The sequence below is a fragment of the Comamonas sp. B-9 genome (assembly GCF_000410635.1).
Taxonomy (GTDB): domain Bacteria; phylum Pseudomonadota; class Gammaproteobacteria; order Burkholderiales; family Burkholderiaceae_C; genus Comamonas.
The window spans coordinates 1-17595 of the sequence record NZ_KE148556.1; the positions used below are offsets into that span (position 1 = coordinate 1).

The 17595-nt window shown below is 64.3% G+C and carries 14 protein-coding genes; 4 read left to right on the plus strand and 10 right to left on the minus strand.

The genetic code is table 11. The features are described from left to right. Window positions 1–735, plus strand: a 735-nt coding sequence (gene dprA / locus H928_RS0110500; protein ID WP_021026465.1) for a DNA-processing protein DprA, incomplete at its 5' end; no start/stop codon positions are given. Between the two features lie 11 nt (window positions 736–746). On the opposite strand, the gene H928_RS0110505 is transcribed toward dprA, so the two are convergent. The 5 genes from H928_RS0110505 to H928_RS27150 form a co-directional block, all read right to left on the minus strand. Then, window positions 747–3119 (minus strand): DUF1631 family protein, encoded by a 2373-nt coding sequence (locus H928_RS0110505; protein ID WP_027010800.1) that lies wholly within the window; start codon window positions 3117–3119, stop codon window positions 747–749. Window positions 3120–3146: 27 nt separating this feature from the next. Then, the gene (gene secF, locus H928_RS0110510; protein ID WP_021026467.1) at window positions 3147–4097 is read right to left on the minus strand and encodes a protein translocase subunit SecF; all 951 of its coding nucleotides are present in this window, start codon (window positions 4095–4097) and stop codon (window positions 3147–3149) included. Between the two features lie 11 nt (window positions 4098–4108). After that, window positions 4109–6001 carry a protein translocase subunit SecD gene (gene secD, locus H928_RS0110515; protein WP_021026468.1) on the minus strand — a complete coding sequence of 631 codons (1893 nt, stop codon included), beginning with the start codon at window positions 5999–6001 and terminating at the stop codon, window positions 4109–4111. 70 nt (window positions 6002–6071) lie between these two features. Further along, on the minus strand, window positions 6072–6404 hold the full coding sequence (yajC, locus tag H928_RS0110520; RefSeq protein ID WP_021026469.1) for a preprotein translocase subunit YajC: 333 nt from the start codon (window positions 6402–6404) through the stop codon (window positions 6072–6074). Window positions 6405–6767: 363 nt separating this feature from the next. Next, window positions 6768–10364: an indolepyruvate ferredoxin oxidoreductase family protein gene (locus H928_RS27150; RefSeq protein WP_021026470.1), complete on the minus strand. Its 3597-nt coding sequence runs from the start codon at window positions 10362–10364 to the stop codon at window positions 6768–6770. A gap of 213 nt (window positions 10365–10577) precedes the next feature. Between H928_RS27150 and H928_RS0110530 the strand changes: the two genes are divergently transcribed. Further along, window positions 10578–11075, plus strand: a complete 498-nt coding sequence (locus H928_RS0110530; RefSeq protein ID WP_021026471.1) for an Lrp/AsnC family transcriptional regulator — start codon at window positions 10578–10580, stop codon at window positions 11073–11075. Window positions 11076–11149: 74 nt separating this feature from the next. Here the strand turns inward: H928_RS0110530 and H928_RS0110535 are convergent, their stop codons facing one another. Beyond that, window positions 11150–12364, minus strand: coding sequence for a murein transglycosylase A (locus tag H928_RS0110535; RefSeq protein ID WP_084635760.1), 1215 nt, complete (start codon window positions 12362–12364; stop codon window positions 11150–11152). Between H928_RS0110535 and H928_RS33965 the strand changes: the two genes are divergently transcribed. Further along, window positions 12324–12452, plus strand: a complete 129-nt coding sequence (locus H928_RS33965) for a hypothetical protein (protein ID WP_021026473.1) — start codon at window positions 12324–12326, stop codon at window positions 12450–12452. The genes H928_RS0110535 and H928_RS33965 overlap by 41 nt on opposite strands. Window positions 12453–12603: 151 nt before the next feature. Beyond that, window positions 12604–13254 (plus strand): OmpA family protein, encoded by a 651-nt coding sequence (locus H928_RS0110545; protein ID WP_021026474.1) that lies wholly within the window; start codon window positions 12604–12606, stop codon window positions 13252–13254. 80 nt (window positions 13255–13334) lie between these two features. Here H928_RS0110545 and H928_RS0110550 read toward each other — a convergent pair whose 3' ends face one another. The 4 genes from H928_RS0110550 to H928_RS0110565 form a co-directional block, all read right to left on the minus strand. Continuing rightward, window positions 13335–13964 (minus strand): response regulator transcription factor, encoded by a 630-nt coding sequence (locus H928_RS0110550; RefSeq protein WP_021026475.1) that lies wholly within the window; start codon window positions 13962–13964, stop codon window positions 13335–13337. A gap of 10 nt (window positions 13965–13974) precedes the next feature. Continuing rightward, window positions 13975–16005: a sensor histidine kinase gene (locus H928_RS0110555; protein WP_027010801.1), complete on the minus strand. Its 2031-nt coding sequence runs from the start codon at window positions 16003–16005 to the stop codon at window positions 13975–13977. After that, a complete protein-coding gene (locus H928_RS0110560) occupies window positions 16005–16820 on the minus strand; it encodes a carbon-nitrogen hydrolase family protein (RefSeq protein ID WP_027010802.1) in 816 nt (271 codons plus the stop codon). Before H928_RS0110560 ends, H928_RS0110555 begins: the two co-directional genes overlap by 1 nt. A 105-nt stretch (window positions 16821–16925) precedes the next feature. Continuing rightward, on the minus strand, window positions 16926–17595 hold a 670-nt coding region (locus tag H928_RS0110565), incomplete at its 5' end, for an AsmA-like C-terminal region-containing protein (protein WP_306729937.1).

Below are 17595 nucleotides of genomic sequence, written 5' to 3' on the forward strand. Positions count from 1 at the left end.
TTTGCGCAGACCCTCGCGCGCCAGGGTGTGACCGTCGTCTCCGGCCTGGCGCTGGGCATTGACGCCGCCGCCCATGCGGGCGCGCTGGAGGCCGCAACGGCGACGCAACCCGCCACCATCGCCGTGGTCGGCACCGGCATCGACCGGGTCTACCCCCGGGCCAACCACCCGTTGGCCGCGCAGATTGCCGAGCAGGGCTGGATCGTCAGCGAATACCACCTGGGCACGCCCCCGCTGGCGCAGAACTTTCCCAAACGCAACCGGCTGATTGCCGGCCTGGCCAGCGGCACCTTGGTGGTCGAGGCGGCGACCGCCTCCGGCTCCCTGGTCACCGCCCGGCTGGCCAGCGAGCAGGGGCGCGAGGTCTTCGCCATCCCCGGCTCCATCCATGCGCCGCAAAGCAAAGGCTGCCATGCGCTGATCCGCCAGGGCGCCAAGCTGGTGGAATCGGTGGAAGATATTCTGGAAGAGCTGCCGGCGCTGGGCGGTGCAGCCGCGCGGGCGCCAGCTGCAGAACCTGCCCCAGCGGCCGCGCCTGGCACAACGGCCGGCAACGACAAGAATGACCAGGGTTTGCTCCAAGCGCTGGGCTTTGACCCGGTCGATCTGGACAGCCTGTGCAGCCGCACCGGCATCGATATCGCCAGCCTGCAGATCCAGCTGCTGGAGCTCGAACTCCAAGGCCGGGTGGCGCGCCTGCCCGGCGGCTTGTTCCAGCGCCTGGCGGCAGGCTAGATCCAGCAGCCTTACTGCAGGAGCCGCTCGGGGTTGGCCTCGATCTTGGCCAGCGCATCGCGGGCGGCGCGCGCGGTGATGCCTTCGGCATCGCGCGGCAGCAACAGGCCGGCCTGCAGGTAGTGGCCCATGCGCCGCATCTGGAAGAGAAAGCACGAGCCGCTCAGCGCTGCAAACAGATGCAGCTGCTTGTGCTGGCTGTGCCAGACATACTGCACCTGCAGCGGGCTGGCATTGTGGTCCAGCAGGAACCAGTTGCCCAGCGACAGGTTTTTCGCCCACTCCAGCACTTCGGGCTGTACCAGCGCACCATCATCGGCAATCACCTGGATGCTGCTGGTGTCGATGCCCAGCATCAGCTCGATGCTCTCGGCGCTGAGCGGGTACTCCTCGGTCACCACCTCATCAAGGGCATCTTCCAGATGGGCCAGGCGCTCAGCCAGCGCAATGATGCGCTCCTGCGGGATCTCATTGGTCTTGGCCAGGAAGGCCTCGGCCACGATGTCCATCAGGCTCTTGATCATCTCGTCCTGGCGCTCACCGACGATGTTCGACAAGGTCAAACCCTGGCGCAGCACGGTTTGCAACAGCGGCAACTGGCGGATCACCTTGGCGCGCTCTTCCTTGCTGGGCTTGGCCGACGCCGACCAGACCAGGTCCAGCGCGGCCTTCTTGAATTTTTGCGTGTTCTCGTGCTCGGCGCCAAAGCGAATGGCCGACATGGCCAGCACATCGGACCACTGCTTGAACAGGAATTCGCGCACATCGCTGTCCACCGGCATCTCCAGCAGCATGTCGCGCAGCTGGATGGTGTACTGGATGGCCAGCGTTTCCTTTTGCTCGATCTGCTGGGCCAGGCTCACCAGCTCGCGCGCGGTGGCAGTCTGGCCGGTCAGGTTCTTTTCGAGAAATTTCTGGAATTCCTTGAGCACCAGCTGGAACACGCGGCTGCCGGTGTCCGGGTACTGCTCGATGACCTGCACCACCCGCTTGACCTCGGCCTCCAAGGTCGTGCCATTGAGCGCAGCGGCCTCAAAGCCCAGCACGCAGGCGCCCATGCGGTCGATCAGCTGGCGCGCGGGGTGTTCGGTGTCGTTGAAGAACGCCGGCTCGGCCAGCGCCACGCGCAGCACCGGCACCTGCAGGCGTGCAAACCAGATGCGGATACCGGCCGGGATGCGGTCTTCGTTCAGGATGCTCTGGAACATCAAGGCGATGATCTCGATGATCGCCTTTTCCTCGTCGGACGAGGCCACGCTCTTGAGTGCCGACGATTGCTGGCGCACCGCCAGTGCTACCGGCGCCACCACCTGTCCGGGGTCAAAATCGTCATCGGCCGGCGCGGTATGGAACCAGGCCGACTGGATCGCCGTGGGCGGCGAGACCAGCGCATGCTGCAGCGCTGGCGAGATCACATAGCCGCCAGCGTCTCCCAGGGAGGCGCGCCCCGGGGGCGGCCCGCCATTGGAGCGGCTGCCGGCGACATTCTGCAAAAAGCCCCGCAGCTGCGCCAATACGCCCTGGCTCTTCTGGCGGGCTGCACCCATGGCCACCCAACCGGGGGCACCGGCGCCGCCAGCTGGCATCAGGCCCGAAGGCATGCTGGCCGCACCCGAGGCCGCGCCTGCGGCTCCTTGCGCTGCAGCCATGCCGCCCGCCTGCTGGGCGGCAGCTGCTGCCGCAGCAGCTGCCGCCGGTGCATGGCGCTCGCTTTCAGTGCGTTTGATGCGGTAGCTGCGCAGCTCGTCTTCGCTGGCCGCGCCTTGCTCGTCATAGAAGCGCCGCACCGCCGTGTAGCCGCTGATGCCCAGGGGCGCCAGCGCTTCGAGCATCGGCGTCCAGAGCAGGTCCAGCGTCTTGCGGCTGAGGCCCGCGGCTTCCCAGGCTTCGATCAGCCGCAGGCACCAGGTCTCGGGGCGCAGCGCGTCAGCTGGGCCCAGCTCCTGGTCTTCCAGAAACTGGGTCACGCGGCGCACGCTGTCCAGCTCCAGCGCCACCAGCTCCAGCAGCTGGGCTGCCAGGCGCGAGGCGATGATGCGGCCTTCGATGGCCTCGTTGCTGACCAGCTCGAAGCTGGTGATGGTGGGGGGCGCTGCCACCGGCTCGGGGGCCGGCTCGCCCGCCAGCAGGCTTTGGCGCAGCAGCCTGTTGGCGCTGTCCAGCCAGGCTTGCTGGCGGCTGTCAAACTCGGTAATGGCAGCCGACAGCGCGACATGCGAGCGGGCGGGATCGGTACTGGGCCGCGCCATGATCTGGAGCAGCTCGGCGCGCAAGCGCGCTGCCACCCCGGGCAGACCCACGCACAAGCCCCCGACAAATCTCAGCCGCGCTTCACGGGCGAGCTTTTTTTGCCAGGTGCGATGGTGCGAAGGTGCAACAGCCACAGAAATCCCATCCCTTATCGGTCTGCTTTATACCGTAGCCCCGGCATTGGGGTCGTTCGGGTCCAGGTCCTTTTGGCTGACCTTGACCAAGTCTTCGCGTTTGACGCCCAGCCACATGGCGATGGCCGCAGCGACGAACACCGACGAGTAGATACCAAAAAGAATACCAATAGTCAGCGCCAACGCAAAGTAATGCAAGCTGGCACCGCCAAAAAGAAACATCGACAGCACCATCGCCTCGGTGGAGGCGTGGGTGATGATGGTCCGGCTCATCGTCGAGGTGATGGCGTGGTCGATCACTTCGGGCGTGCTGAGCTTGCGGAACTTGCGGAATGCCTCACGGATCCGGTCAAAGATCACCACCGACTCATTGACCGAGTAGCCCAGCACCGCCAGCACACCGGCGAGCACGGCCAGCGAGAACTCCCACTGGAAGAAGGCGAAAAAGCCCAGGATGATCACCACGTCATGCAAGTTGGCGATGGCCGCAGCCACACCGAACTTCCACTCAAAGCGCATGGCCAGGTAGATCACGATGCCCAGCACCACGGCGCCCAGCGCCATCAGGCCGCCATGCACCAGCTCCTCACCGACCGAGGGGCCGACGAACTCGCTGCGCAGCAAGGTCACCCCGGGATCGGCCGCCTTGAGCGCGCCCATGACCTTCTCGCCCTGCTGGGCCGTGGTCACGCCTTTTTCGATCGGCAGGCGGATCATCACGCGGTCAGCGCTGCCCACGTTCTGCACCAGGATGTCCTGGTAGCCGAGCGAGGCGACCTGTTCGCGGATCTTGCCCACGTCCGCTGGCTGCTCGTAGGCCACCTGCATGACGGTGCCGCCGGTGAACTCCACCGACAGGTGCAGGCCACGGGTGGTCAGGAAGAACACCGCCAGCACAAAGGTGATGACCGAAATCGCGTTGAGCACCAACGCGTATTTCATGAAAGGGATGTCTTTTTTGATACGGAAGAATTCCATGGTCTTCCTCCTTAACGTTTAGCAGATGCCACGGAGCGGTGGTCTTCGCCCTCGGGCTTCCAGACCTGACCGATCGACACGCTCTTGAGCTTCTTGCGGCGGCCATACCAGAGGTTGACCAGGCCACGCGAGAAGAACACGGCCGAGAACATGCTGGTCAGAATGCCGATGCAGTGCACCACCGCAAAGCCGCGCACCGGGCCCGAGCCAAAGGCCAGCAGCGCCAGGCCCACGATCAAGGTGGTGACGTTGGAGTCCAAGATGGTGTGCCAGGCATGTTCATAACCGGCATGGATGGCCGCCTGCGGCGACGCACCGGCGCGCAATTCTTCGCGCACACGTTCATTGATCAGCACGTTCGAGTCAATGGCCACACCGATGGCCAGTGCCATGGCGGCAATGCCCGGCAGGGTCAGGGTGGCCTGCAGCATCGACAGGATGGCCAGCAGCAGCAAGACGTTCACGCCCAGCGCAATGGTCGAGACCACGCCAAAGATCATGTAGTAGATGCACATGAAGACGGCAATCGCGATGAAGCCGCCCACAATGCTCTTGATACCGGCTTCCACGTTCTCTTTACCCATGCTGGGGCCGATCGTGTATTCCTCGATGATTTCCATCGGCGCAGCCAGCGAGCCGGCACGCAGCAGCAGCGAGGTATCGCTGGCTTCCTTGGTCGTCATGCTGCCCGAGATCTGCACGCGGCCGCCACCGATTTCGGAGCGGATCACCGGCGCGGTCACGACCTGGCCCTTGCCCTTTTCAAACAGCAGGATGGCCATGCGCTTGCCAATGTTCTCGCTGGTGACCTGCTTGAAGATGTTCGCGCCCTTGCCGTCCAGCGTCAGGTTCACGGTCGCTTCATGGGTCTGGCTGTCAAAGCCGGGCTGCGCGTCGTTCAGGTTCTCGCCGGTCAGGATGACCTGCTTTTTCACGACAATCGACTGGCCATGCGGGTCGCTGTACTTTTCAGAGCCAAAAGGCACGGGGCCGGTGCCCATTTCGGCAGCGCGCGCGTCCGAGCTGTCGTCGACCATACGCACTTCCAGGGTCGCAGTACGGCCCAGGATGTCCTTGGCCTGTGCGGGATCCTGCACGCCGGGCAACTGCACGACGATGCGGTCGGAGCCTTGCTGCTGGATCACTGGCTCGGCAACGCCCAGCTCATTGATACGGTTGTGCAAGGTGGTGATGTTCTGCTTGAGCGCTTGCTCTTGCACGCTGCGCAGCGATTCAGGCTTGATGTTGGCGCGCACCACATAGGCGCCGCCCGTGCTGACCACGTTGGCCTGTAGGTCGGGCATGGTGTCCACAATCAGGTTGCGCACCGTCGTGGCCGTGGCCTCGTCTTGCAGGCGCACTTCGAGCGACTGGCCTTCGCGGTTCACACCGCCGTGGCGAATCTTCTTGTCGCGCAGCGCCAGACGCACATCGCTGGTCAGCGCTTCGGTGCGCTTGGTCAGCGCCGCCTGCATGTCCACCTGCAAGGTGAAGTGCACGCCACCGCGCAAGTCCAGGCCCAGGTACATGGGCTTGGCATGCAAGGCGGTGAGCCAGGCGGGTGAGCGGGAGATCAGGTTCAGCGCCACCACATAGGAGGGGTCGCTGGTGTCAGGGATCAGTGCGCGCTCGAGCACGCCCTTGGCCTTGAGCTGCTCGTCTTCCTTCTCGAAGCGGGCACGGATCGAGCCGTTTTCCAGCGCGATGCTCAGCGGCTTGACGTCGGCATCGGCCAGCACCGTCTCCACGCGCTGCTGCAATGCAGAATCGACCGTGACAGTCGCCTTGACCGAGGCGACCTGGACTGCAGGCGCCTCACCAAAAAAGTTGGGCAGGGTGTATACAACCCCTACCAGAAGCGCGATCACAATGATCGCGTACTTCCAGACCGGATAACGGTTCATGATCGCGCTCTTACCTTACGCAAAATAGAAGGCGCAGCCATGCTGCGCCAATTGCTGTTTCAACGATGGATTACTTCAGCGTACCCTTGGGCAGCACCTGCACCACAGCACCACGCTGCAGTTGCACGACGACGCCCTGGGCCAACTCTACTTGCAGGAACTGTTCGTCCAGGCCCACCACGCGGCCCACCAGGCCACCGTTGGTCGCCACTTCGTCGCCCTTGACCAGCGCGTCGATCATCGCACGGGCTTCCTTTTGGCGCTTCATCTGAGGACGGATCATCAGGAAATACAGCACCACAAACATCAGCACCAAAGGCAGCATGCTGGTGAGGGTGGAGGTCATGCCGCCGGAGGCAGCAGCAGCCGGTGCGGTCTGGGCAAAAGCAGAAGAGATAAACAAATGAAGCTCCCAACGTGGATGCAGGCCTTGCCTGGATGACCAAAACCAAGGCCCAAAGAGAAGCATTGTATGCGTGCCCCTCTGCGAACACCCAGGCAATACCTTGGATGCCTCTGGTTTTTCCGGTTGTTTTCATGGAATTAAGCAGTTTTCATGCCAGCGTATTGGTAGAAGCCACTATGGCTAACACAGCAGATCCGATGGTATTTACGCGCCCAAATGCCTGGCCCATCCTGTGGGAGCCCCGCTAGATATGACAAATTTGTCACGCCACCCACCCCGGCAGGCTGACAAAAAAGCCGCCAGACACGGTGTCCTGGCGGCTTGGTCGGCATAGCGTGCAGAGGCTGATGGCCAATAGCTTTACACCCGAGCCGGTTCTGGCTTGGCGGCCACCGGCGCATTGCCGGCATCCGCTGGGGCACGCCAGCGCGCCATCAGCTGCTGCCATTTGGCACGGGCAGCGGCCAGGTGGCGCTCCTTGACATGGCCGTAGCCACGGATGTCTTCGGGGATGCTGGCGATCTCGACGGCGAGCGCCAGGCGTTCGGCGCTCAGGCCCTGCAGCAGCTCCTCGATGCAGGCACGGTACTCCAGGATCAGCGCGCGCTCGGTACGGCGCTCTTCGGTGCGGCCAAAGATATCGAGTGCGCCGCCGCGCAGGCCCTTGAGCCCCGCCATCACGCCAAAGGCCTTGCGCATCCAGCCGCCATAGGCCTTCTTGACCAGCTCGCCCTTGTCGTTGCGCTTGGCCGTGGTGGGCGGCGCCAGGTGGTGCACGATCTTGTAGTCGCCCTCGAACATGCTGGCAATCTTCTCGCTGAACTCGGCCGTGGTGTGCAGGCGCGCCACCTCGTACTCGTCCTTGTAGGCCATCAGTTTGAACAGATAGCGCGCCACCGCTTGCGACAGGCGCGTGCTGCTGCCCAACTTGGCTTCGGCCGCATGCACCTGGTTCACAAAGGCCTGGTAGTCGGCCGCATAGGCGCTGTCCTGGTAATCGGTGAGGAATGCCACGCGCTTGGCCACCAGCTCTTGCAGGGAGGGCTTTTTCACCAGCTGGATGACCTGCTGGGCAGCAAACATGGCCTGCACCTGGGGCAGGTTGGCGGCGCACTGGCGGCCCCACTCAAATGCGGCCTTGTTGTTGTCCACCTGCACGCCGTTCAGCTCCATCGCCCGCATCAGCGCGGCATGGGACAGCGGCACCCGGCCCTTTTGCCAGGCGTAACCCAGGATCAGCGGGTTGGTGTAGATGCTGTCGCCCAGCGCCTGGGTGGCAATGTGCTCGGCATCGAACATGCCCACGCCCTGTTGGCCCACCGCCGCCAGGATCGCCGATTCACAGCCCGCCTCGGGGAACTGCCAGTTCGGGTTGTGCACAAAGGCCGCCGTGGGCGCGCCATGGGTGTTGAGCGCCACAAAGGTGCGGCCCTGTTGCATGGCCGCCAAGGTGGTCTTGTTGGCCGCGACGATGGGGTCGCAGCCAATGATGAGGTCAGCCTTGGCCGTGTCCACCTTGGTGGTGTAGATGGCATCGGGCGAATTGGCGATCTGGATATGGCTCCAGGTCGAGCCGCCCTTTTGCGCGAGACCTGCCGCATCCTGCGTGACCACGCCCTTGCCTTCCAGGTGCGCGGCCATGCCCAGCAGCGAGCCGATGGTGATCACACCCGTGCCACCGACACCGGCCACCACAATGCCCCAGGCCTGGGTGGCCACGGGCAATACCGGATCGGGCAAGGCCGGCAGCTTGGCCATATCGCCCTTTTTCTCCTTCTTGGCTTTTTTCAGCTGGCCGCCTTCGATGGTGACAAAGCTTGGGCAAAAGCCTTTGACGCAGGAGAAATCCTTGTTGCAGGTGCTTTGGTTGATCTTGCGCTTGCGGCCAAAATCGGTCTCAACCGGCTCGACCGACAGGCAGTTGGACTGCACCGAGCAGTCGCCGCAGCCCTCACACACCGCCTCATTGATGATGACGGTCTTGGCTGGCGTGGCCAGCGTGCCGCGTTTGCGGCGGCGGCGCTTTTCGGTCGCGCAGGTCTGGTCGTAGATGATGGCTGTCGTGCCCTTGAGCTCGCGGAACTCGCGCTGGATGCGGTCGAGCTCGTCGCGGTGGTGCACGGTCACGCCTGCGCCCAGCTGCACGCCTTGGTATTTTTCCGGCTCATCGGTCACGATAACCAGCTTCTTGACCCCTTCGGACAACAGGCTGGTCATGATCTGCAACACCGAGTGGCCCTCGGGCCGCTCGCCCACGCGCTGGCCACCGGTCATGGCCACCGCATCGTTGTAGAGCACCTTGTAGGTGATGTTCACGCCCGAGGCAATGCTCTGGCGGATGGCCAGCAGGCCGCTGTGGAAGTAGGTACCGTCGCCCAGGTTCGAGAAGATATGCTGGTCGGTCGTGAACGGCGCCTGGCCGACCCAGGTCACGCCTTCGCCGCCCATCTGCGTGAAGGTGCTGGTGTTGCGGTCGGGCATCCAGTTGACCATGTAGTGGCAGCCAATACCGGCCACCGCGCGGCTGCCTTCGGGCACGCGGGTGCTGGTGTTGTGCGGGCAGCCGCTGCAGAACCAGGGCAGGCGGTCCACCGACTCCTGCGTGCTGTCCTTGAGGCCTTGCTCACGCGCGGCAATCACCTGCAGGCGAGCATCCATGCGGCGCACAATGTCATCAGGCACGCCCAGCTTCTTCAAGCGCTTGGCCAGCGCCTGCGCAATCAGCGCCGGGGTCAGGTCCGCCTTGGGGCGCAGCAGCCAGTGGTCGCTGGGGTTGGGCACCGACCACTCGCCGCCGGAGTGGTCGCCATCGGTCTCGTCGAACTTGCCCAGCACATGGGGGCGCACATCCGAGCGCCAGTTGTACAGCTCCTCCTTGAGCTGGTACTCGATCATCTGGCGCTTTTCCTCGACCACCAGAATCTCCTGCAGGCCCATCGCAAAGTCGCGCGTGATGGAGGCCTCGAGCGGCCAGACCACGTTGACCTTGTGCAGGCGGATGCCCAGCTGGCGGCAGGTGTCGTCGTCCAGCCCCAGGTCGATCAGCGCCTGGCGCGTGTCATTGAAGGCCTTGCCGCTGGCGATGATGCCAAAGCGGTCCTTGGGCGTGGAGATGACGTTGTAGTTGAGCTTGTTGGCGCGGATATAGGCCAGCGCCGCATACCACTTGTAGTCCATCAGGCGCGCCTCCTGCTCCAGCGGCGCATCGGGCCAGCGGATGTGCAGGCCGCCGGGCGGCATCACAAAGTCATCGGGGGTGATGATGTTGACCCGGTCCGGGTCCACCGAGACGCTGGCCGAGGACTCCACAATCTCCTGGATCGTCTTCATGCCCGACCAGACGCCGGAGAAACGGCTCAGCGCAAAGGCATGCAGGCCCATGTCCAGGATGTCCTGCACGCTGGAGGGGAAGAACACCGGCGAGCCCACGGCCTTGAAGATATGGTCGCTCTGGTGCGCCGCCGTCGAGGACTTGCTGATGTGGTCATCGCCCGCCAGCGCAATCACGCCGCCGTGCTTGGCCGTGCCCGCCATGTTGGCGTGCTTGAACACATCCACGCTGCGGTCCACGCCCGGGCCCTTGCCGTACCAGATGCCAAAGACACCGTCGAACTTCTTGCTCTGCGGGTACAGATCGAGCTGCTGCGTGCCCCAGACGGCCGTGGCGCCCAGCTCTTCGTTGACGCCAGGCTGGAACTCGATGTGGTTTTCCTTCAGGTGCTTTTTGGCCGCCCACAGCGCCTGGTCGTAGCCGCCCAGGGGCGAACCCCGGTAGCCGCTGATAAAGCCTGCGGTGTTGAGGCCCTGCAAGGCATCGCGCTGGCGCTGCAGCATCGGCAGGCGAACGAGGGCTTGCACCCCGCTCATGAAGGCACGGCCATGGGCCAGTGCGTACTTATCTTCCAACGTTACCGTCTCCAGCGCTTTGCGGACGGACTCGGGGAGTGAGGCATTCATCGTCTTGTCTCCTGGGGAGAGCACCCGGTGGCCGCTTGTGGCAGGTCCGGGATTGTGGGGCGTTATAAGAATCTGGAACCAAGTCCAGCAGCCAGCGCAAAACACCCTGGCTTTCATCGCTGCAGTGTATGACGGGCAGCGAGAATAAAGTATTCTTTTCCTTGCCGGGGTTTACCTAGTATTTGAAAGAATCTTACTCAATAATGGCGATAAATGAACCAAATTGACAAATTCGACTGGGCGATCCTCTACGAGCTGCAAAAAAACGCCCGTTTGACGAATGCCGAGCTGGCCCAGCGCGTGGGCCTGTCGGCCGCGCCCTGCTGGCGCCGGGTGCGTGCGCTCGAAGAGGCCGGCTATATCACCGGCTACCACGCCACCTTGGACCGCCACAAGCTCGGCCTGGGCGTGCTGGCCTTTGTGCGCGTCGATGCCGCGCAGAACACGGCCGACATCACCTTGCGCATGGAGGAATCGATCCGACTGCTGCCCGAGGTCACGTCCTGCCACTACATCAGCGGCGCGGGTACGTTTGAGCTGCAGGTGGTCGCCAAGGACCTGGAGAGCTTCTCCAGCTTTATCCGCAATGTGCTGCTGCACCTGCCCAATGTGAAAGATGTGCACACCACCTTTTCGCTCGGCGAGGTGAAATCCAGCAGTGCCTTGCCGCTGCCGATGACAGCCAACCCCAAAGGCACGCCTTCGCGTTGACCGCTTTCGGCAATCAGCAGCTGCCATGCAAAAGGCCAGCCTCGCAGCTGGCCTGATTGATTAAACCCGGCGCATCAGCGCTTGGCCACACCCCGGGGCCACAGCACCCACAGCCGCAGCGGCTGCTTGACCCGGCCGGCAAAATCGCCCGCCTCATGGCCCCAGCCGGCAAAGTAGTCGGCGCGCACAGCGCCCAGAATCGCGCTGCCGGTGTCCTGCGCCATCACCAGGCGGTTGAGCTGCACGGTGGGGCCGGTGGACGACAGCCACACGGGGGTGCCATAGGGGATGCTGCCCCGGTCCACCGCAATCGAGCGGCCAGGCGTCAGCGGCACGCCCTGGGCGCCATTGGGGCCAAACTCGGCATCGAGCGGCGACAGCGGCTCTTCCTTGAAGAAGACATAACGCGGGTTGCTCCAGAGCAGCTCGTTGACCCGGGTCGGGTTGGCGGCAATCCAAGCCTTGATGCCCGGCCAGGTGGCATCGCGCACCAGGCCCTGGTCGAGCAGCCATTTGCCAATGCTCTTGTAGGGGTGGTCATTGGTGGCGGCATAGGCCACGCGGATCAGGCGCACCGAGCCATCGGCCTCCTGGATGCGCACCCGGCCCGAGCCCTGGATGTGCAACACCATCGCATCGACCGGGTCGTTGACCCAGGCAATCACCTTGTCCTGCAGCTCGGCCTGCACCTGCGGCAGGGTCTCGATCTGCTGGCGGCTGAACCAGGGCTTGCGCGTGCCCAGCGTGGCTGGCGAGCGGTACAGCGGGATCGAATAGCCATTGCCCGGCTGGCGCGTGCCATCGAGCATGGGCTCGAAATAGCTGGTCAGCATGCCATCGGGGTTGCCATCGAGCGATTCGACACGGTAGGGCTGAAAGCGCGACACCATCCAGGCGCGCTGCTCTTCGGTCGAGGCCAGGCTCATGCGCCGCACCTCGGAGCAGAACTGCGCAAACGGCACGGGCGGGCGGCTGCAGCTTTTGATCCAGGCGTTCCAGGCATCGGCCAGGTTGTCCTGCTCCAGGCCGGGCACCGACGACCAGTGCACCGGCACCCAGCGGCTCTTGGCCTGCTGGATCGCCGGGGGCAGCGGCTCATTGGCATCGGGGGGCAGCACCTCGATGCTGCCCGATACCGGCGGTAGGGTAGTCGGCGAAGACGGCTGGTCCAAAGGGACTTGGCTGGAGCAGGCGGCCAGAATTCCTACAATCGCAGCCATCGACAGCGTACGTAAGGAGCGGGTACCGATGGGACTGATATTGCTGGAAGCGCTATTGGCGTTGGTCATACTGGTGGCGATCGTCTGGTGGACGATGTTTGCCGGTCGCAAAAAAGGGGAAATCGTAAGCAAAGATGAGCAGCCTCCTCGCGACTAGCTTGCGCAAATCGTAGGACATGGCCGCTCATTGCCGTCATTTTTACCATTTTTGAACTTTGTCTCTGGCATTTGGCAGTTCTACTGCCCACAATTTGCATCCACGGCCTGCTCCATTTCCGGAGCGGCCCTTGCATCAGAGGAGTTCAAGCATGCGTAAACAAATTCTAGTCTCTGCCGTTGCCAGTCTGGCCATCCTGAGCGGTTGCGCCAACATGTCTGACACCCAACGCCAAACCGCCACCGGCGCCGGCGTGGGCGCACTGGGCGGCGCTGCCGTGGGTGCGATCGCTGGCGGCCATGCGGGCTCGGGCGCCGTGATCGGCGCGGGTATCGGCGCGCTGGGCACCTATATCTGGTCGCAGCACATGCAAAAGCAAAAGCAGGAGATGGAGCAGGCCACCCAGGGCACCGGTGTGGTGGTGACGCAGACGCCGGACAACCAGCTCAAGCTCGATATCCCCAGCGACATCTCGTTCCAGACCAACCGCTCGGATATCCAGGGCAACTTCGCCCCCATCCTGGACCGCTTTGCCGAAGGCCTGCGCAACAACCCCAACGCCCAGGTACGCATCATCGGCCACACCGACAGCACCGGCAACGACGGCATCAACGACCCGCTGTCGCTGGCCCGTGCAGAGAGCGCACGCAACTACCTGACGCAGCGCGGCGTGAACGGCGCGCGCATCCAGGTGCAGGGCATGGGCTCGCGCCAGCCGGTGGCCAGCAATGACACCCCGGCCGGCCGCGCGCACAACCGCCGCGTCGAGATCTATGTGGGTGAAGTGCAGCCAGGCCGTTAATACCTGCTTTGGCGGAATGCACACAGGGCGCCAGTTCAAGGACTAGCGCCCTTTTTTGTGGGCCCGCGCTAACGGCAGACTCAGGAAAGATCGCGCAGCAGGTTGGCCAGCTCCACCGCTGATTTGACCTGCATCTTGTCAAACACCCGGGCGCGGTGCACTTCGACCGTGCGTACGCTGATGGTCAGCTCATCGGCAATCAGCTTGTTGGGCAGGCCATCGATCACCAGCCGCATGACGGCCTGCTCGCGGTCCGTCAGTTCGGCCACGCGCTCGCGCACGCCTTGCTGCGAGCGCAGCGTCTCCAGATAGGCGCTCGATGCCTGCAGCGCGTGCTCGATGCGATCAACCAGCACATTGTCGGAAAACGGTTTTTCGCAAAAATCAAAGGCGCCGCGCTTGACGGTGGCCACGGCGGTGGGCACATCGGCGTGGCCGGTCAAAAAGATCACCGGCAAGGCGGCAATCACGTCCATCTCTACCAGGCGATCAAACAGCGCGAGGCCACTCATCCCAGGCATGCGCACATCCAAGAGCGCGCAGGCCGGGTCCACCTGCGGCGGGCGGCTGCGCAGCATGGCCTCAAAGGCCTCGGCCGAGGCAAAGCTCTCGCTCAGCAAGCGGCGCGAGCGCAGCATCCAGGCCAGGGCATCCCGCACCTCGGCGTCATCATCGACGATATACACGGTGGCATTCACTAGCGGCTGCATCTCTGAACTTTCAATCGTTGCGCCAGGTTGGCAGGGTAAAACTGAAGATGGTCCCGCGCGGCTGGTTGGGCAGGTAGCGCAAATGGCTGCCATGCTGCTCCACGACGGTGCGGCACAGGCTCAGGCCCAGGCCCATGCCTTCGTCCTTGGTGGTAAAGAAGGGGGTATAGAGGCGCGCGGCCACCTCCTCGGTGATGCCCTCGCCCACATCGGCCACGACAAACTCCACCCAGGCCCGCCCATCGTCGCTGGGCGCCAGTCGCACCAGCATCTGCAGCACCCGGGGGTGCGTGCCGCCATAGTCCATGGCCTGCATGCCGTTGCGGCTGAGGTTGAGCAGCACCTGCTCGACCATGGTCCGGTCACAGAAAACGGCGGGCAAGCCCGGCGCGACCTCGGTGGCCACATCCACATAGAGTTTACGCGCCTGCAGCCGCACCAGCGGCAATACCGCGTCCATCAGCTCGGAGGCCTGCAAAAACTCGCGCGACTGGTCGCGCCGGCGCACAAAGCCATGCACGCTCTTGATGACCTTGCCCGCCCGCTCGGCCTGGAAGGCCATGCGCTGCACGGCCATGCGCACATCAGGCAGGTGCTCCTGCACCTCATCGGGCGAGGCGCCATCGGGCAGCAGGTTCATGATGCCCGTCGCATAGCTGGAGATCGCGGCCAGCGGCTGGTTGAGCTCATGGCTCAGCAGCGAGGCCATCTCGCCCACCGTCGCCAGGCGCGCGGTGGCCTGCAGGCGCTCCTGCGAGGCGCGCGAGAGCTCCTCGACCCGGCGCTGCTCGCTCATGTCGACAAAGGCACTCATCCAGCCGGTGTGCATGCCGGCCGCATTGATCAGCGGTGCCTCAAAAATCAGCACCGGAAAGCGCCGGCCTTCCTTGTGCATGAAGGTCGATTCATAGCCTTCGCGCGGCGGCGGCAGATGGCCAGACAGGCGGATCTGCTGGCGGCGCGCGTATTCAGGCGCCATCTCCGGCGGCCAGTAGGGTGTGGCCTTGCTCGGGTCCAGAATCTCCTCGGCAGAGAATCCCACCATCTCGCAAAACGCCGGGTTCACATAGGTGACCTTGCCATGCAGGTCGCGCGCGCGCAGCCCTGTCACCAGCGAGTCTTCCATCGCCTTGCGAAAGGCCAGCGCATCGCCCAGATCGCGCTCGGCCTTCAGGCGGCGGCGGTTGTCGCGCACCAGCACCACCAGCACGGTGATCAGCGCAATCGACATGCCGGTGACCAGGGCCGTGAGCACATTGGGAAAGACATTGGGCGCCGCATGCCAGCTGTCCACCCGCAGCATCAGCGCCACGCCGGGCAGGTCGAGCAGCTGGTTGGAGGTGAACACGCGCGTGCCGCGCCGGGGTGTGCTGACAATCGCCAGCCGCGTGCCATCGGTCTCGGTGAAGGACAGCTCATGGTTGCGGCGCAGGCTCTCGTTGACCAGGTCCGACAGCACGTTCTGCAAGATGTAGGTGGCCACCGCAAAGCCGTGCAGCTGGTCGCCGGTGATCACCGGCACGCACAGTTCGAGCAGCTCCAGCCCGGTGCCATTGCCCTGCGACAGGAAATAGCTGCCCGCGTACGAGGCCGCGCCGGTGTTGCGGGCGCGCAGGCAGGCGGTATGGCTCTCGGTGTTCATGCCGGTGCGGTCGATGGCCGACCACTGCAGGTTCAAATAAGGCGACTCCTCGCTGGCCTCGATCTGCAGCTGCGGGTTGCGCCACTCGATATGGGCGAGATCGCGCTGGTTGCGCAAGATGGTGGCCGCAGCCGACTGCCAGGCCATCACATCGCTGTCATAGCGCGGCATGCTGCGCAGGCGGTTGACGTTGTCGTTGAACAGGCTGCGGATATCGCTGACGGCATCCTGGGCCTCGCGGTCCAGGCGCTGCTGCACTTCGGATATCTCATAGCGCCCGGCCAGCCAGACCTGGGTGACCAGGGTGCCTGCCACCAGCAGCACCAGCGCCGACCACAGCGACCAGCGCCGCCAGCTCTGGTGCCAGCGCTGCGCCAGCGACTGCGCCCAATGCGCCATCAGCATACGCGGTGCTGCAAGGCAGGCAGCTGCTGGCGCCAGCGCTGCAGTTGCGCCCAGTCCAGGTCGGCCAGCACCACGCCAGGCTCGCTCGCCTGCAGCGCCATCACCTCGCCCCAGGGGTTGATGGCCATGCTGTGGCCCCAGGTGCGGCGGCCGTTTTCATGCTGGCCGCCTTGGGCTGCGGCCAGCACATAGGCCAGGTTCTCCACAGCCCGCGCGCGCAGCAGCAGCTCCCAGTGCGCCTGGCCCGTCGTATAGGTAAAGGCGCTGGGCACCAGCATCAGATGCGCGCCCGCCTGTGCATGCAGGCGGTAGAGCTCGGGAAAGCGCAGGTCGTAGCAGATGCTCAAGCCGATGCGCCAGTGGTGGCCATCGCGGCTGGGCAGGTCAAACTGCTGCGGCGTGTTGCCCGGCGCGATGACGCGGTGCTCGTCATAGGACTCGCGCTCGTTGGCATAGCAAAACAAATGCATCTTGTCGTAGCGCGCCACGCAGTCGCCCTGCGGGTTGTAGACGCAGCTGCTGTTGTAGACATGCGCGGCATCGGGCCCCTGCAGCGGCAAGGTGCCGCCGACGATCCACAGGCCCAGGCTGCGGGCGCTGTCGGCCAGGAACTGCTGCATGGGGCCTTTGCCAAACGGCTCGGCCAGCGCCAGCTTGTCGGTATCGCGCTCGCCCATCAGGCAGAAGTACTCGGGCAGCACCGCCAGCTCCGCACCAGCGGCCGCTGCCTGCTGCAGCAGCTGCCAGGCCTGCGTGCGGTTGTGCTCCCAGTCTTTGCTGGTCACCAATTGGAGTGCGGCTACTTTCATCGATGCATCCTGCAAGAGAAACTGGCAGCTATTATCCGCAAGCCCAGGCCTGGAACTGGCGCCTGCGGATATCGAAGGTGACTCAGCGCAGCAGAGCCAGGACGCTCAATGCGGGGTGCCGACGGCGTTGCTGTCCGCTTCCTGCCTGCGGCCTATGCGCTTGACCTCGGGCTCCGACCAGGAGCCGCTGACCTCGAACTCCTGGGTCACCGCCTGCGTCAACGGCCCCTTGAACAAGGCCTGGGCCAGGAAGGTGCCAATGCCGATGACCGGGTTGATGGCGGTGGTCACCAGGGCCATCGTCGTGGTGTTCAGCTCGGGGATGACGACCACATGCAGGTCCTGCGTTTCATCGCGCAGATTGGCGCTGCCTTCGAGCAGCACGGCGGCGGTCACGCCCTTCATCTGCATATTGGTGGTCGAGGCCAGGCCATCGCTCACCAGCACATCGCCGCGCACAAAGTCAAAGCCAAAGCCGGCGCTGAACACGTCCTTGAAGTCCAGGGTCAGCCGGCGCGGCAAGGCCTGCAGGTTGAGCACGCCCAGCAGCTTGGCCGCACCGGGCTCGACCTTCAAAAACTGGCCCTGGCCGACATCGATGTGCAGTTTGCCATCCATGCTGGTGTAATCGGGGCTCACGGGGCTGCCCGTCCAGCCGATGCTTCCCTGCACCGAGCCCTTGCCCTGGCGCACCACGCCAGCCATGCCCAGGCGGCCGAGCAAGGCGCCGGTGTCCTTCAGGTCCAGGCGCATCTCCAGCTCGGTACGGCGCCCG

Bases quoted from the DNA above. Each gene is read 5' to 3' on its own strand.
- secF (WP_021026467.1), bottom strand. From the start codon at position 4,097: ATGGAATTCTTCCGTATCAAAAAAGACATCCCTTTCATGAAATACGCG.
- secD (WP_021026468.1), bottom strand. From the start codon at position 6,001: ATGAACCGTTATCCGGTCTGGAAGTACGCGATCATTGTGATCGCGCTT.
- H928_RS27150 (WP_021026470.1), bottom strand. From the start codon at position 10,364: ATGAATGCCTCACTCCCCGAGTCCGTCCGCAAAGCGCTGGAGACGGTA.
- H928_RS0110530 (WP_021026471.1), top strand. From the start codon at position 10,578: ATGAACCAAATTGACAAATTCGACTGGGCGATCCTCTACGAGCTGCAA.
- H928_RS33965 (WP_021026473.1), top strand. From the start codon at position 12,324: ATGGGACTGATATTGCTGGAAGCGCTATTGGCGTTGGTCATACTGGTG.
- H928_RS0110535 (WP_084635760.1), bottom strand. From the start codon at position 12,364: ATGACCAACGCCAATAGCGCTTCCAGCAATATCAGTCCCATCGGTACC.
- H928_RS0110545 (WP_021026474.1), top strand. From the start codon at position 12,604: ATGCGTAAACAAATTCTAGTCTCTGCCGTTGCCAGTCTGGCCATCCTG.
- H928_RS0110550 (WP_021026475.1), bottom strand. From the start codon at position 13,964: ATGCAGCCGCTAGTGAATGCCACCGTGTATATCGTCGATGATGACGCC.
- H928_RS0110555 (WP_027010801.1), bottom strand. From the start codon at position 16,005: ATGGCGCATTGGGCGCAGTCGCTGGCGCAGCGCTGGCACCAGAGCTGG.
- H928_RS0110560 (WP_027010802.1), bottom strand. From the start codon at position 16,820: ATGAAAGTAGCCGCACTCCAATTGGTGACCAGCAAAGACTGGGAGCAC.